This window comes from Streptomyces sporangiiformans, from assembly GCF_005768555.2.
Taxonomy (GTDB): domain Bacteria; phylum Actinomycetota; class Actinomycetes; order Streptomycetales; family Streptomycetaceae; genus Streptomyces; species Streptomyces sporangiiformans.
On record NZ_VCHX02000060.1, the window covers coordinates 1 to 15,594 of the forward strand.

5 protein-coding genes and 2 pseudogenes are annotated in these 15,594 nt (G+C 71.5%); 2 read left to right on the forward strand and 5 right to left on the reverse strand.

What is annotated here, in order from left to right; translation table 11 throughout:
- Positions 1-97 precede the first annotated feature (97 nt).
- Together FGD71_RS05425 and FGD71_RS05430 are read left to right on the forward strand one after the other, a co-directional pair.
- A pseudogene (locus FGD71_RS05425) lies at positions 98-6,433 on the forward strand (type I polyketide synthase); the annotation flags it as partial.
- Between the two features lie 170 nt (positions 6,434-6,603).
- Positions 6,604-7,851: an activator-dependent family glycosyltransferase gene (locus FGD71_RS05430; protein ID WP_119099228.1), complete on the forward strand. Its 1,248-nt coding sequence runs from the start codon at positions 6,604-6,606 to the stop codon at positions 7,849-7,851.
- Between the two features lie 15 nt (positions 7,852-7,866).
- On the opposite strand, the gene FGD71_RS05435 is transcribed toward FGD71_RS05430, so the two are convergent.
- From FGD71_RS05435 to FGD71_RS05455, 5 genes and pseudogenes are all read right to left on the reverse strand, one after another.
- Positions 7,867-8,967 carry a ketoacyl-ACP synthase III family protein gene (locus tag FGD71_RS05435; RefSeq protein ID WP_240436406.1) on the reverse strand — a complete coding sequence of 367 codons (1,101 nt, stop codon included), beginning with the start codon at positions 8,965-8,967 and terminating at the stop codon, positions 7,867-7,869.
- 11 nt (positions 8,968-8,978) lie between these two features.
- Positions 8,979-13,163 (reverse strand): SDR family NAD(P)-dependent oxidoreductase, encoded by a 4,185-nt coding sequence (locus FGD71_RS05440; RefSeq protein ID WP_240436407.1) that lies wholly within the window; start codon positions 13,161-13,163, stop codon positions 8,979-8,981.
- A gap of 86 nt (positions 13,164-13,249) precedes the next feature.
- Positions 13,250-14,107, reverse strand: a complete 858-nt coding sequence (locus tag FGD71_RS05445) for an ABC transporter permease (RefSeq protein ID WP_338120037.1) — start codon at positions 14,105-14,107, stop codon at positions 13,250-13,252.
- A gap of 5 nt (positions 14,108-14,112) precedes the next feature.
- Positions 14,113-15,117: an ATP-binding cassette domain-containing protein gene (locus tag FGD71_RS05450; RefSeq protein WP_119099231.1), complete on the reverse strand. Its 1,005-nt coding sequence runs from the start codon at positions 15,115-15,117 to the stop codon at positions 14,113-14,115.
- A gap of 100 nt (positions 15,118-15,217) precedes the next feature.
- Positions 15,218-15,594 (reverse strand): annotated as a pseudogene (locus tag FGD71_RS05455) (dehypoxanthine futalosine cyclase); the annotation flags it as partial.

Here is a 15,594-nt window from a genome sequence, read left to right on the forward strand (position 1 = left end):
CCTCGCCGAGCACTTGAGCACCGCGCTCGCCCCGGTCGGCGCCCCCGCCCCCGCCGCGGTGTCGACCTCGGCCGTGGGAGGGCCGCGCACCGACGACGAGCCGATCGCCATCGTCGCCATGGCCTGCCGCTTCCCCGGAGACGTGAACTCCCCGGAGGACTTCTGGCAGTTGCTGGCCGATGGTGAGGAGGGGCTGGTGCCGTTCCCGGAGGATCGGGGGTGGGATCTGGATGCGTTGTACGACCCGGAGCCGGGCAAGGCGGGGACGGTGTATACGGGCAGGGGTGGCGTCCTTTCGGGGGCGAGGGGTTTTGATCCGGGGGTCTTCAATATTTCGCCGCGTGAGGCGGTGGCGATGGATCCGCAGCAGCGGTCGTTGCTGGAGATCTCGTGGGAGGCGTTCGAGCGGGCGGGGATCGATCCGGAGAGGCTGCGGGGCAGCCGTACCGGGGTCTTCGCCGGAACCAACTACCAGGACTACTCCTCCCGCCCGCTCGCCCCGGGCGAGGACGCCGCATCCCACCTCGCCACCGGCAACGCCGCCAGCGTCATGTCCGGCCGTCTGTCTTACACCTTCGGTCTGGAGGGTCCGGCGGTGACGGTGGACACCGCGTGTTCGGCGTCGCTGGTGGCGCTGCATCTGGCGGCGCAGTCGCTGCGGGCGGGGGAGTGCGACCTGGCCCTCGCCGGTGGCCTGACGGTGATGTCGACGCCCGGCCTGTTCGTGGACTTCAGTCGGCAGCGGGGTCTGGCGGCCGATGGCCGGTGCAAGGCGTTCGCTGACGCGGCGGACGGGACCGGGTTCTCCGAGGGCGGCGGGATGCTGCTGGTGGAGCGGTTGTCGGATGCGCGCAGGAACGGTCATCGGGTGCTGGCGGTGGTGCGCGGCTCGGCGGTGAACCAGGACGGTGCGTCGAACGGGTTGAGTGCGCCGAATGGCCCGTCGCAGCAGCGGGTGATCCGGGCGGCGCTGAACACGGCAGGCCTGTCCCCGGCGGACGTGGATGCCGTCGAGGCGCACGGCACCGGCACCACCCTGGGCGACCCCATCGAGGCGCAGGCCCTGCTGGCGACGTACGGTCAAGGCCGGCCGGAGGAGCGGCCGTTGTGGCTGGGGTCGGTGAAGTCGAACATCGGGCACACGCAGGCGGGTGCGGGTGTGGCGGGTGTGATGAAGATGGTGCTGGCGATGCGGCACGGGGTGCTGCCCGCCACGCTGCACGTGGACGCGCCGTCCTCGCACGTCGATTGGGAGGCGGGCGAGGTGCGTCTGCTCACCGAGCCGGTCGTGTGGCCGGAGACGGACGGGCCGCGCCGGGCGGGCGTGTCCTCGTTCGGGATCAGCGGCACCAACGCACACCTGATCCTCGAAGCCGTCCCCGAGGAGGACACCGAACCGACAGCACCCGGCGACCGGCGCCCGCCTGTCCCCTGGGTCGTCACCGGCCGCACGGCATCCGCCCTCAAGGCCCAGGCGAGCCGGCTGCTGGCCCACATCGAGGCGAGGCCCCAGCTCGATCCGTACGACGTCGGTCTGTCCCTGGCCACCACTCGCGCCCTCTTCGAACACCGCGCCGTGGTGCTCGGCGCCGACCTGCCCGAGCTGATCGCCGGGCTGGCCGCGCTCGCGGACGGCAGCCCGGGTCCCGGCACACCGACGGGCACGGCCCGTACCGGTGGAAAGACCGCGTTCCTGTTCACCGGCCAGGGCGCCCAACGCCTGGGTATGGGAAGGGAGTTGTACGAGGAGTTCCCCGTCTTCGCGGAATCCTTCGACGCCGTCTGCGCACATGTCGCCGGGCTGCGGGAGGTCATGTTCGGAGACGACGCGGAGGCGCTGGACCGCACGGAGTTCGCCCAGCCCGCGCTGTTCGCCTTCGAAGTCGCCCTCTACCGGCTCCTGGAGTCCTGGGGAGTGGTCCCCGACTGCCTCACCGGTCACTCCGTCGGTGAACTGGCCGCGGCGCATGTAGCCGGAGTGCTCTCCTTGGAGGACGCGTGCGCACTCGTCGCCGCCCGGGGCAGGCTCATGCAGGAGCTGCCCTCCGGAGGCGCTATGTTCGCCCTTCAGGCGTCCGAGTCGGAGGTGCTGCCGCTCCTGGAGGGGCGTGAGGCCGAGGTGGGCATCGCCGCCCTCAACGGCCCCGACGCCACCGTGGTTTCCGGCACCGAGGACGCCGTCGGCGCCGTCGCCGCCCAAGTGGAGGCCCTCGGGCGCAAGACGACCCGACTGCGCGTCAGCCACGCCTTCCACTCCCCGCTGATGGAACCGGCCCTGGAGGCGTTCCGCGCGGTCGCGGCGCGGCTCTCCTACGCGCCGCCACGGATCACCGTCGTCTCCGCCGTGACCGGTGAGCCGGTCGGCGCCGACCGGCTCACCGACCCCGAGTACTGGGTGCGGCACGTCCGTGAGACCGTCCGCTTCCAAGACGCTGTCCGACGCATGCGCGAACTCAGGGTCAGCCGCTTCGTGGAGATCGGACCCGACGGCACCCTCACCGCCATGGCGCAGGCTTCCATGGACGTCGCGGTGGACGACGGCGTGGACGACCCCGTGGACGCCGCCGCCCGGTCCGACCGGGCGGAGGCGACCCTGCTGGTGCCCGCCGTGCGCAAGGACCGCTCGGAGGTACGGAGCGTCCTCACCGCGCTGGCCCACCTGGTCGCCCACGGCGCCGCCGGGCCCGACTGGCACGCCCTGTTCGCCGGCGCCCGGCCGGTCGCCCTGCCCACCTACGCCTTCCAGCGGGATCGTTACTGGCTGGAGAGCGCACCGTGGACCGGGGACGTGACCGCCGCCGGGCTCGACACCACCGGACACCCACTCCTGGGCGCCGCCGTCACCCCCGCCGGCTCGGGCGGGGTCCTGTTCACCGGACGCCTCTCGCTGCGCAGCCACCCCTGGCTCGCCGACCACGCCGTCCTCGGGCAGGTCATCCTCCCCGCCACCGGTTACCTCGACCTCGCCGTCCACGCGGGCGACCGCACCGGGTGCGGCCATCTCGCCGAACTCACCCTGCAGAGCCCGCTCGTCATCCCCCGCGAGGGCGCCGTGCAGATCCAGGTCGCCGTCGAGGAGCCGGACGCATCGGGGTGGCGCGCCTTCCGTGTGCACTCGCGCCTCGCCCGCACCGACCAGCCCTGGGAGCAGTACCAGGACCAGCCCTGGGAGCAGCACGCCCAGGGCGTCCTAGCCGCCGAGGCACCGCCGGCCCCGGGCGACCTGGACCTGGCCGCCTGGCCCCCGCCGGGCGCGCAGCAGGTGTCCGCCGGCGGACACTACGAGCGGTTCGCCGCCGCCGGCTTCGACTACGGCCCGGCCTTCCAGGGCCTGGACACGGTGTGGCGGCGCGGCGACGAACTCTTCGCCGAGGTCACGCTGCCGGAGCCCTGCCGCAAGGACGCGGGCCGCTTCGGACTGCACCCCGCGCTGCTCGACGCCGCGGTCCAGGCCCTCCTCGTCGAGGCACCGGACGTCGCGGCAGCGGACGTCGCGGCAGCGGACGTCGCGGCAGCGGACGTCGCGGCAGGGGACGTCGCGGCAGGGGACGTCGACGCACCGGACGCGCGGGGCGAAGAGACCGCGGCGGGGCCGATGCTGCCGTTCGCCTGGAGCGGCCTGACGCTCTACGCCGAGGGAGCCACCGCCCTGCGCGTGCGCCTCGCCCCGGCCGGGCACCCGCACGGGTTCTCGGTCGTGGTCACGGACACCGACGGACGGCCCGTCGCCGCGGCCGACGCCCTCACCCTGCGCACCGTTTCGTCCGACCGGCTGGGGCAGCGGCCCGGCAGCGGGCCCGGACTGCTGCGTCTGGACTGGCGGGCGGCCGTCCCCGCTCCGCCGGCGCCCGCTCCCGAGTCGGTCCGCTGGATCATGCTCGGCGAGGGCGACGACCGGGTCGCCGAGGCGCTGGACGCCGCCGGTGTCCACCTCGAGACGTACGCGGACCTCGAAGCACTGGGCAAAGCGGTGGACACCGGTATGACCATGCCGGACGTGTTGCTGGCGGCTCCCGACCCGGCCCGGGGTGACGGCCGCGCCGTACCCGAGGCCGTACGAAGCCTGCTGACGCACTCCCACGACCTCGTGCGCGGCTGGCTCGCCGACGAACGGTTCGCGGCCTCCCGCCTGGTGTTCGCCACGCGGGGAGCGCTCGCGACCGATCAGGACGAGGACGTCCGGGACCTGGCCGCCGCCGCACTGTGGGGGATGGTCCGCTCCGCCCAGGCGGAGCACCCGGACCGCTTCCAGCTGGTCGACCTGCCTGACACCGCAGGCGTCACGGACGACACCGAAGGCGTCATCGGCGCACCGGCGGAACAGGCTCTGCTCGCCGCCGTCGCGGCCGGGCACCGGCAGTGCGCGGTGCGCGACGACGTGGTGCTGCTGCCCGGACTCGCCCGGGTCGACGACCCGGACGAACCCTCAGCCCACGCCCCCGTCTTCGCCCCCGCCCCCGATCTCGGCACCGGTACCGTCCTGCTGACCGGCGCCACCGGCGCCCTGGGACGACGGGTGGCCCGCCACCTGGTGACCGCGCACGGCGTACGCGGCCTGCTGCTCGCCGGCCGGAGCGGCGCCGACGCCCCGGGCGCCGCCGAACTGGTCGCCGAACTGACCGAACTCGGTGCCTCGGTACGCCTGGTGGCCTGCGACGTGTCCGAACGGACCGAGGTCCGGCGGCTGATCGCCGAGGTTCCCGCCGACCGGCCGCTGACCGCGGTCGTGCATGCCGCCGGCGTCGTGGACGACGGCACGGTGACCTCCCTGGACGCGGCGCGGTTCGACCGGGTCCTGCGGCCGAAGGCCGACGCGGCATGGCTGCTGCATGAACTCACCGCGGAGCTCGGCCTCTCCGCGTTCGTCCTGTTCTCCTCCGCGGCCGGCACCTTCGGTTCTCCCGGACAGGCCAACTACGCGTCCGCCAACGCCTTCCTCGACGGCCTGGCCGCCCACCGCCGCGCACACGGACTGCCGGCGACATCGGTCGCCTGGGGGCTGTGGGCGGAAAACAGTGCGATGACCGCGGGGCTCTCCGCCACCGACCGCGGCCGCATGGTCCGAGGCGGTATGCGGCCGCTGGCTGTCGCGGACGGCCTCGCGCTGCTCGACGCCGCGCTGGCCACGGACCGGGCCGCCCTGGTCGCCATGGACACCGGAGGGAACCACACCGCCGTCGAGGCGCTGCTGCGGTCCGCCGCGCAGACGCCCGCGCGCCGCCAGGTGGGCAGCGGTGTACCGTCCGCCCCGGCGCTGCTCGGAGGACGGGACGCCGCCGAACGGCGGACCGTACTGCTGGCCCTCGTCCGGGAACGGGCCGCCGCCGTGCTCGGTCACGCGTCGGCCGAAGGCGTGGAAGCCGACCGCCTCTTCACCGAGCAGGGCTTCGACTCACTGACCGCCGTCGAACTGCGCAACCAGCTCACCGCGGCCACCGGCCTGGCGCTGCCCCCCACCCTGCTCTTCGACTTCGCCACCCCCGAGGCGCTGGCCGCCCACCTCGACCAGCGGCTCCTGGACGAGGCCGATGCCCCGGCACAGGCGAACGAGCAGCGAGCCGCCGCAGCGGCGAGCGGTCCCGCCCCGCGGGCCGAGGACACCCTCGGCGCCCTGTTCAAGCGCGCCTGCGAGATGGGCAAGGTCGACCAGGGCTTCGAACTGCTCCAGGCGGCCGCCGAACTGCGTCCCACCTTCCACACCCCGGAGGAGCTGCCGTCCGCCCCCGAACCGATCCGGCTCGCCGGAGGGGACGGCGCGACGCCGCTGGTCTGCTTCAGCTCGTACGTCGCGCTGGCGGGCGTGCACCAGTACGCGCGGTTCGCGTCGGCGTTCCGGGGCGAGCGTGACGTGTGGGCCCTGCCCACGCAGGGCTTCGCCACCGGCGAGGCGCTGCCCGCGACCTTCGACGCCGTCGCGCGCCTGCAGGCCGGAGCGGTCACCCGGGCCGTCGGGGACGGCCCCGTCGTCCTCCTCGGCTCCTCCTCCGGCGGCATCCTCGCCCTGGCGGCCGCCCGGCGGCTCCAGGAGGAGGGACGGCGCCCGGCGGCGGTGGTCCTGCTGGACACGTACATGCCCCGCGCCGACTCGCCGTTCCTGCGGTTCTCTCAGCAGATGCTGGGCGGCATGTTCGACCGGGAGTCGATGTTCGCGCACATGGACACCGACCGTCTGACCGCCATGAGTTGGTACGCCGGCATGATCGGCGAGTGGGAGCCGGGAGAGCTGGAGTGCCCGGTGCTGCTGGTACGGGCCAGTGAACCTCCGGTGCCGGCCGAGCAGACCGGCCCCATGGAGCCCCATGAGTGGCAGTCGTCCTGGGAGCGGGCGGACACCGTTCTCGAGGTACCGGGCAATCACTTCACCATGATGGAAGCGCAGGCCCGTGGCACGGCGGAGGCCACGGCGGCCTGGCTGCGGAGCCTCGGCTCCTGAGACCGCCCAGGCCGGGGGCTCGTTGATGTCTGGAGGAAGTCCCAGTCTCCCGCGGCCCGCATCCCCCGCCCGCCCCCTCCGGGAGCACCATCTGCAGGCATGGCCGAAAAAGAGGACCGGTGGCCAGTGGCGACCACGCGCTGCACCGGTCGGAAAGGAACAAAGACGGCATGAAGGTGATGTTCACATGTCTGCCGGAGAAGTCGCACCTCTACGGCCAAGTGCCGTTGGCGTGGGCTCTGAAGGCTGCCGGGCACGACGTCCTGATGCCCAACAGCCCGGGCTTCACCGACGCGATCACCCGCACCGGTCTCGTCGCCGCGCCGGTCGGCGGCGACAACACGCTGTACTCCAAGCTGCCGGCCGCCCGTGAGTACCAGGACATGGAGGTGACCAACTGGAGCCGCCTCGCACAGGGAGAAGCGGACTGGCCCACCCTGCGCAGCTGCTACGAGCTCAGCGTGCCCTTGGGCTACGCCCTCTACAACGACCCGGTGATGGAGGACATGCTCGCCCTGGCCGAGAGCTGGCAACCGGACCTGGTCGTCCGGGACCCGCTCTCCTACGCCGGGGCGCTGGCGGCCCGCGTCACCGGCGCTCTCCACGTCCGGATGCTGTGGTCCGCGGACGTCTACGGACGCACCCGCAGCAACTACGTGGAACTCATGCGGCAGGTGCCCGAATCCGAGCGCGTCGACCCCCTGTCCGACTGGATGAACGAATGGGGCCGGCCCTACGGCGTCGTGTGCGACGAAGAACTGCTCCAAGGCCAGTACACCATCGACTCGCTGCCGCCGAGCCTGAGGCTCCCCAGCACACTGCGCCAGCTGCCCCTGCGCTACCAGCCCTACAACGGGACCACGGTGGTGTGGGACTGGCTGCGCGAAGCGCCCAAGCGACCACGCATCTGCCTGAGCCTGGGCAACATGAACACCGAGGCCTTCGGCGGGGACTACGTCTCGATCCCCACCGTCCTCGACGCCCTGTCGGACCTCGACATCGAAGTCGTCGCGGCGGTCCTGCCCGGACAGCGCGCGGAGCTCGGTCCCGTGCCGGCGAACGCCCGCATCGTCGACGACGTAGCCCTGGACACGCTGCTGCCCAGCTGCTCCGCGGTGATCCATCACGGCGGCTGGGGGACCTTCTGCACCGCCATGGTCCACGCCGTCCCGCAGCTCGTGATGTCCACGTACATCGCCGACCAGGAACTCCGCGGCCGGTCACTGGAGCGCGAAGGCGCCGGGTTCTTCGTCCACCACAGCGAAGTCAACCCCGCCCAGGTCCGCGCACATGTCCTCCGCCTCCTCAACGACCCCCAGCACGCCGCGTCCGCGCGCCGCGTCCGCGACGAGGTCGCCGCGATGCCGAACGCCTACGAAACAGTCCCCGTGCTGGAAAAGCTGGTCGCCGAACGCTGACGGCCTGTTGGCCGGTCAGGCCGTCGCCCAGGCCGGTGTCTCGTTGATCGTCACCACGGCCGCCGTGCAGATCCAGCCAGGCCCCTGGGACGTCAGCAGCACATGGTCGCCCGCCGTCACCTCACGGGTCCGCACGAGGTGCTCCAGGGCGATGAAGGGGTCGGCACCGCCGATGTGCCCGACACTCTTGCCGAACTCCCAGCTCGATCGGGACATCGACAGCCCCAGGGGCACCATCACCGTGTACTCGACCACCCGGCCGTCCACATTGAGCGACACGACCTTGGTGATGTCCGGGGCGTTCAGGCCTGCGTCGACCAGAGAGCGCTGCATGATCTCCAGGTCGAACACGGTCATCTTCTCCAGCGTCTCCGCCATCGAGAGGTCGGCGTCATGGAATCGCATGACCCGCTCGCCCATCTCCGCCATTTCGGACGCGGTGTCGGAGTCGAGGTTGATCAGCGGACCGTCACCGCGGTGCCATTTCTCGAGCCGGTGCAGCACCCCGGCGTTCAGTGACCTCACTTCGGCGAAGCCCTGGTCCGCACTCAACAGAACCGATGCTCCGCCATCCCCCAGAAGGCACGACTGGTTCTGGCCGTCCGTCCAGCGGTTGATACCCGGCGAGTTCCAGTTCTCGCCGGTCGTCAGCAACACCGCCTCCGCCTCACCGGCGCCGGTGATCTGGCCAATGGCCACTTCCATCGCACTGAGCATGCCATTGCAGCCTTGCTGCAGATAGAAGGCGGGGATCGTACCCAACCCCAGCTCCCGCAAGACGTACCCGGGTGGGTAAGACCCCGCAGGTGCCTGGTAGTTGACACTGCTGTGGATGTGCGTCGCAACGGCCTCAGGATCGGTCTTCGACCGGTCCAGCGCCGTACGAGCGGAGTTCACCGCCATATCGAGCGCCGGGACCTCAGGGGCCACATACACACCCGTCAGCCCCGTTTCGGCATGCGTTTCCGCTTCCAGGAGCCCGTCCGCGACCGCCTTCTCGACGCTGACCCATTCATGGAGATCAACTCCCAGCGAATCAATGTAAACGCCTTCGACCCTCATCAGCCATTTCCTCCGTCTTGTCTGCAACGGGCAATATCCAGTGGGTGTGGCCACGCGACGCCCTGTCAGGCGAGCAGCCGCGTCTTCAGGTGCTGCGCCAACTCGGCGGCGGTCTCGAAGTCGAACGCCACATTCGACGTCAACGTGAGCCTGGTGGCGGACGCCAGGGCGTTGCGGAGGTTCACCGCGCTCAGCGAATCGAAGCCGAGGCCCTTCAACTCCGCGTTCGCGGGCACGGTGTCGGGGGAGGAGTGGCCCAGGACCGTAGCGATGTGGCCGCGTACCAGGTCGGTGAGGACCGTGTCGCGATCCGCGTCGCTCAACGCGGCGAGCCGGTGCCTCAGTTCCGATGCTTCGGCGGGGGTGTCCTGTGCCGCCCGGCGGGCCCGAGGGGGCAGCAGGGCACGCAGCAGCGAGGGGGCGCCCCCCGCCCTGGCCAGGTCGCCCAGAGCGGAGAAGTCCAGCGGTGCCGCCACGATGGCGCCCCGCTCCGCACCCCAGGCCGCGTCCAGCAACTGGAGGCCCTGCTCGGTCGGCAGCGCTCCCCAGGCGACGGACGTCGCCGGGAGCCCCTGGGCGCGTGACCGGTGGGCGAGCGCGTCCAGGAAGGAGTTGGCCGCGGCGTGGTTGCCCTGGCCCGCGGCTCCGAGGACGCCGGCGGTGGAGGAGAGCACGACGAAGGCGGACAGATCCGCGTCCCGGGTCGCCTCCCGCAGTGCGAGCACCGCGTCTACCTTGGGCCGCAGCACCGCACTCAGGCGCTCGGGTGTCAGGGAGCCGATGACCGCGTCGTCCAGCACGCGCGCCGCGTGCACCACCGCCCTGAGCGGCCGTTCGGCGGGAAGCGCCGCCAGCAGTCCGGCCAGAGCCTCCTGGTCCGTCGCGTCGCAGGCGGCCACGGTGACGTGAGCGCCCAGCGCGGTGAGTTCGGCCTGGATGTCAGACGCCCCCGGTGCGGCGGGACCTCGACGGCTCGTCAGCAGCAGTTCCCGCACGCCGTGGTCCACGACCAGATGGCGGGCGACCGCGGCTCCCAACGTGCCCGTGCCACCGGTGACCAGGACCGTACCGTCCGGGCCGACCGGCAGCGACGTACCGTCGGCGCCGATGGCGAGCCGGGCCAGTCGCGGCACCCGCATCGCCCGCTTGCGCAGCGCCCATTGCGGTTCGTCGGAGCCGGCGACCTTCGACAGCGCGCGCCAGGCCGGTTTGCTCGCGTCGGTGTCCACCAGCATGAACCGGCCCGGGAATTCGGTCTGAGCCGAACGCACCAGTCCCCACACGGCGGCGGCCGGAAGGTCGAACTGCCCGGTCAGCCCGGTACGTTCGGTGTCGTCCCAGGGCGGCACCGCACCTTGGGTCAGGAAAACCAGCCGGGAGTTGTCGAACACGGGCATCGTCACCCAGGAACGCGCCGACTCCAGCGCCCTGCGCGTGGTGTCGTGGACGGCCCCGGCCAGTTCCTCGCCGGTCCGCTCCGCGGCGGCGGACGCACAGGCCATGACAACCACATCGGGTGCCGGAGCGCCGTCGTCGACGGCCGCGGCCAGCGTCCGCAGATCCGGGTACGCCTCGGCGTACCGACCGGCCGACATCAGTCCGGACCGCACCCCCAGCGTGTCCTCGCCGACAACCGCCCACTTGCCGGGCACCGCGTCGGCGCCCGGCGCGAGGTCGACATCGGTCCACCCAACGGTGAACAGACCGTCCTGCTGTGCGGCACCAGCCGCACCGATACGGCTCGTGGAAACGGGCTGGAGCCGCACGGACTCCACGGTCAGCACCGGCTCTCCGGTGGCATCGGCGGCCCGTATCGAGAAGGCCCCGTCCGGCAGGGGACTGATCCGCACGCGCAGCACCGACGCCCCGGAAGCGTGCGGGGACACCCCCTGCCAGACTGCCCCGTGCCAGGCTCCCGCCTGCCACGGCCGGCCGGCCTCCCGCAGCGCACCCTCGATGCGCAGCGGGCGCAGCATCGCGTCCGTCAGGACCGGATGGAGCCCGAACTCCCCAGCCTCCGCCCGCAATTGCTCGGGCAGGGCGATCTCGGCGAAGAGGTCGTCACCGCGCCGCCATACGGCTCTGACGCTCTGGCGAGCGGGGCCGTGACTCGGGCCGTCCGCAGGCGCCTCCACGTCCGCAGCAGACTCCTCGTCCTGGGCGGACACCGGTACCGCCTGCGCTTCGGCCCCGGCCGGCGGCCACACCTCCAGGTCCCAGCCAGGCAGCGGGCCCTCTGGGGAGAGGAACCCGGTGGCATGGCATGACCACGGTCGTCCGATCTGCTCGTCACCGCGCCGGGAGTGGACGGACACGGGACGCGACCCACCCTCTCCGGGCGCGCCGACCGTGACCCGGAGCTGGACGGCCCCGGATTCCGGCAGCACCAGCGGGTCCTGGGGGGACAGCGTCTCCAGTCGGCCGAAACCCACCTGGTCACCGGCAGTCGCCGCCAGTTCGACCAGTACCGAATCGGGCACGAGAGCCGAACCGCCCACGCTGTGCCGGGAAAGCCAGGCATACGCCCCTGCCGACAGCCGCCCGGTGAACAGCACGGTTTCGGAGCCGGGAAGCTCGACGGCCGCCCCCAGCAGCGGGTGCTCCACGATCACCGCACCCACCAGCGGAGGGTCGGCAGGCAGACCGGCCGGGGGACCGACGACGAGCGGCGTGCCGCCCAGTTCGGGCAGGCGCTGGCGGGCGATCTTCCCCGCCGGGGTGCGGGGGATCTCGGCGACCGTGTGGAACTCGTCGGGCACTTTGAAGGAGGACAGCTCCTGCCGACAGGTCTTCAGGACCAGTTGCGGATCGATACCGTCGGGACCCGGCACGAGATAGGCGACAGGCACCTCGCCGAGCACCTCGTGCCGTTGGCCGGTCACCGCGGCGTCGGCCACTCCGGGTACCTGTGTCAGGACCTTCTCGATCTCGCCCGGATGGATGTTCTCACCACCGCGGATGATCAGTTCCTTGACCCGGCCGGTGATGGTGAGGAGTCCGGACGTGTCCTGGCGGGCCAGATCGCCGGTGCGGTACCACCCGTCGCGGAGCACGGCGTCGGTGGCCTCGGGCTGGTTGTGGTAACCGAGCATGAGGGCCGGGCTGTTCACCCATACTTCGCCCTCCTCACCGGTGGCGACCTCCGCGCCGGTCCGAGGGTCCGTCAGGCGCAGCGTCAGTCCGGGAAGCGGCTGCCCGCAGGAGCCCGGCACACGAGGCCCGTCCGGCGCCTGAGTGGTGATCGCCCCACCGGTCTCGGTGCTTCCGTAACTGTCCAGCAGGCGGGCGCCGAAGGCTTCCTCGAACGTCTCGTGCAGCGAGGCGGGACAGGCGGAGCCGGCCGCCATGCACACACGCAGGTCCGGCAGTCCGGCACCGCTCTCCCGCGCCACCTCCACCATGCGGTGGTACATCGTCGGCACCCCGACCAGGAAGGTGGAGCGCTCCGACCGTGCCGCTTCCATGATCTCGTCGGCGGCCGAACCCTCCATGATGTGTGCCGTGGCGCCGACAGCCAGAACCCCCAGCACGCCGATGTTGTGCGACACGGCGTGGAAAAGCGGCATCGGCCACAGCACCCGGTCGTCCTCGCACAGGCCGAGGATGGGCGCGTTGCAGGAAGCCGTCGCCCACAGCGACTTGCGCTGGGTCGACACCACTCCCTTGGGGCGTCCCGTGGTGCCCGAGGTGTAGAGCATCCAGGCCGGTTCGTCGAGCCCGAGATCGTCACGGGCCGGGCTGCCCGGCTCGGTGGTCGCCAGGCTCTCGAAGTGCCGGACACCGGCCGGTGCGTCGGCCGGTGCGTCGATCGGGGCGTCGATCGGGGCATCGGCCGGCCCTACCCCCACGACCGCCGTTCCCGAGCGCTGTCCGGTGACCCTCAGCACCTGCTTCAGCCGAGCGGCACCGGTGAACACCAAGGCCGCACCGCTGTCGTCGAGCACATGCGAGAGTTCGGCATCCGACGACTGGGGATCGAGAGGTACGCCGATCGCGCCCGCGCGGGTGACGGCGAGATAACTCTCCACCATCTCCACGCGATTGCCCATGCGCAGCACCACACGGCTGCCGCGCTCCACCCCCAGGTCCGCCAGATGACCGGCCAGCCTGCGGGTACGCCGTTCCAGTTCCCCGTAGGTCACAGCACGCCGGGCGTCGCGAAACGCGGGCTTCTCGGGAAACCGACCGGCGTTCCCGGCAAGCAGCTCATGCAGCGGCTGGATCAGCTCATTACGCAACTTGTCACTCACGTCTCTCGGGTGTCTCTCGGGCGCCCATCACACGGGAACGGAAATGCGGGGTCTGAAGCAGCCGCAGCGTGCACGTCCTCCCGGCGTCAGGCGCCGATCGAGCGGTAGCGGCGCACGGCCAGCGTCCGGCAGAGGACGGCGATGGCGACGGACCAGCCCACCGACACGACAATGGGGTGCTGCGCCGGCCAGGCGTCGGGCAGCGACGTCAGGTTCGGATTGCCGAACAGCTCACGCAGGGACTGCACCGTCGCGCTGAGCGGATTCCACTCGGCCACCGGCCGCAGTACGGCCGGCAGTGACGACGGCGCGACGAAGGCGTTCGACAGGAACGTCAGCGGGAACAGCCAGAGGAAGTTGCTGCCGGCCGCCGCCTCCGGCCCCTCCACCGACAACCCGATGAGCACACCCACCCACGACAGCGCGTAGCCCATGAGCAGCAGCACAGCGAAAGCGGCAGCCGCCCGAAGGAAACCGTGGTGGATCCGCCAGCCCACAATGAGGGCACACAGCACCATCACCGTGATGAAGAAGAGGTTCTGCACCAGGTCGGCGAGGCTGCGTCCGGACAACAGGGCCCCGCGTGACATGGGCAGCGAGCGGAACCGGTCCACCATGCCGAGCTTGATGTCGGTGGCCGTGCTGATGCTGCTGATGCTGGCCGTCACGAACGCGATCGTCTGGGCGAAGAAGCCCGGCATCATGTACTCGCGATAGGCGGACGGCCCCGCACCGTCGGGGACGACGAAGGACCCGGCGAAGATGTACGCGAAGATCAGGACGAACACCACCGGCTGGGCCAGACTGAGCAGCAGCGCTCCGGGGGTGCGCAGCATCACCAGCAAGTTGCGGCGGGTGATCACCCAGGTGTCGGAGGCCGCCTTCATGGCGTGGGCATACCGGGCCCCGTCCGGCAGACCGGTCGTCCGGGTCGTAGTGGCCACCGCGATCACCCCTTGCCGTCGGTCGCACGAGCGGAGACCGCCGCGAGTTCGGGTTCGCGCAAGGGTTCCTCCCTCGGAGCTTCGCCGGTCAGGTCCATGAACACCTCGTCCAGGGTCGGGCGCCGCAGGCCTATGTCGCTGATCCCGATTCCCGCCGCGTCCAACTCGTCGATGATCTCGGCCAGCATGCGCACCCCGCCGCCGACCGGAACCGAGACCAGCGCCCTGGCCAGGTCCACTTCGGGCTTCCTGCCGCCGAAGCGGGCGAGGACCGCCACGGTGTCCTGGATCCGCTCACGCAGATCCACCACCACCTCGACGCACTGCTGCCCGGTGCGTGCCTTGAGCTCCCGGGGAGTTCCGCGCGCGATGATCCGGCCGCGGCCCACGACGGCGATGTCATGGGCGAGCCGGTCCGCCTCCTCCAGGTACTGCGTGGTGAGCAGGAGCGTCATACCGGAAGCGACCAGTTGCTCGATCGCGTCCCACAGCATGAGCCGACTGGCCGGGTCGAGACCGACCGACGGCTCGTCCAGGAACATCACCGCGGGACGCACGACGAGCGCGCCGGCGAGGTCGAGGCGGCGACTCATGCCGCCGGAATAGGTGTCGGACCTCCGGTCCGCCGCCTCCAGCAGACCGAACTGTTCGAGCAGTTCGTCGGCGCGCGACCGGGCGGCGCGTCTGCGCATCCCGTACAACTCGCCGATCATGCGAAGGTTCTCACGCCCGGTCAGTTTCTCGTCGAGGGCCACGAACTGGCCCGAGAGACCGATCGACCGCCGCACCTGCTCGGGGGCGCGCACCACGTCGTGACCCGCCACGGTGGCCGTCCCCGCGTCGGGCCGCAGCAGGGTGGTGAGCAGCCGCACCGCGGTGGTCTTGCCCGCTCCGTTGGGTCCCAGGAGCCCGAGAACGCTGCCTTCGGGAACCTCCAGGTCGATCCCGTCGAGGGCGCGGACCTCTCCGAAGGTCTTCGTCAAGCCCTCGGCGTGAATGGCGGCTGCCATGGACTTCTCTCCTTCCTGCTGATGCTCGTGCTCGTGCTCGTGTGATGAGGTGTCCGCCTGCTCACGGCCCTGGCCCCGCGCACTGCGGGCCGGTACCGGCTCACTTCGCGGAGACGAGCTTCAGCTCGGGGTGCGCGGTGCCGCCCGCGATCGCGGTCGACGAGATGTGGGAGGCGACGCGGTCGTCGACGGGGTCGTTCGCCGGGTCGTCGTGCACGACGAGGTGCTCGTACGTGGTGGTGCGCTGGGCCGGGACACGGTCCGCCGTCCGGATGAGCGTGATCAGTTCCAGCAGGTTGGAGCGGTGCTTGGCGCCGGCGGAGGAGACGACGTTCTCCTCGAGCATGACGGAGCCGAGGTCGTCGGCTCCGTAGTGCAGCGTGAGCTGGCCGATCTCCTTGCCGGTGGTGAGCCAGGAGCCCTGGATGTGGGCGATGTTGTCCATGAACAGCCGCGCGATGGCGATCATCCGCAGGT

What these genes read in the sequence shown, in the direction of transcription:
- FGD71_RS05430 (WP_119099228.1), top strand. Translation starts at nt 6,604, where the DNA reads ATGAAGGTGATGTTCACATGTCTGCCGGAGAAGTCGCACCTCTACGGC.
- FGD71_RS05450 (WP_119099231.1), bottom strand. Translation starts at nt 15,117, where the DNA reads ATGGCAGCCGCCATTCACGCCGAGGGCTTGACGAAGACCTTCGGAGAG.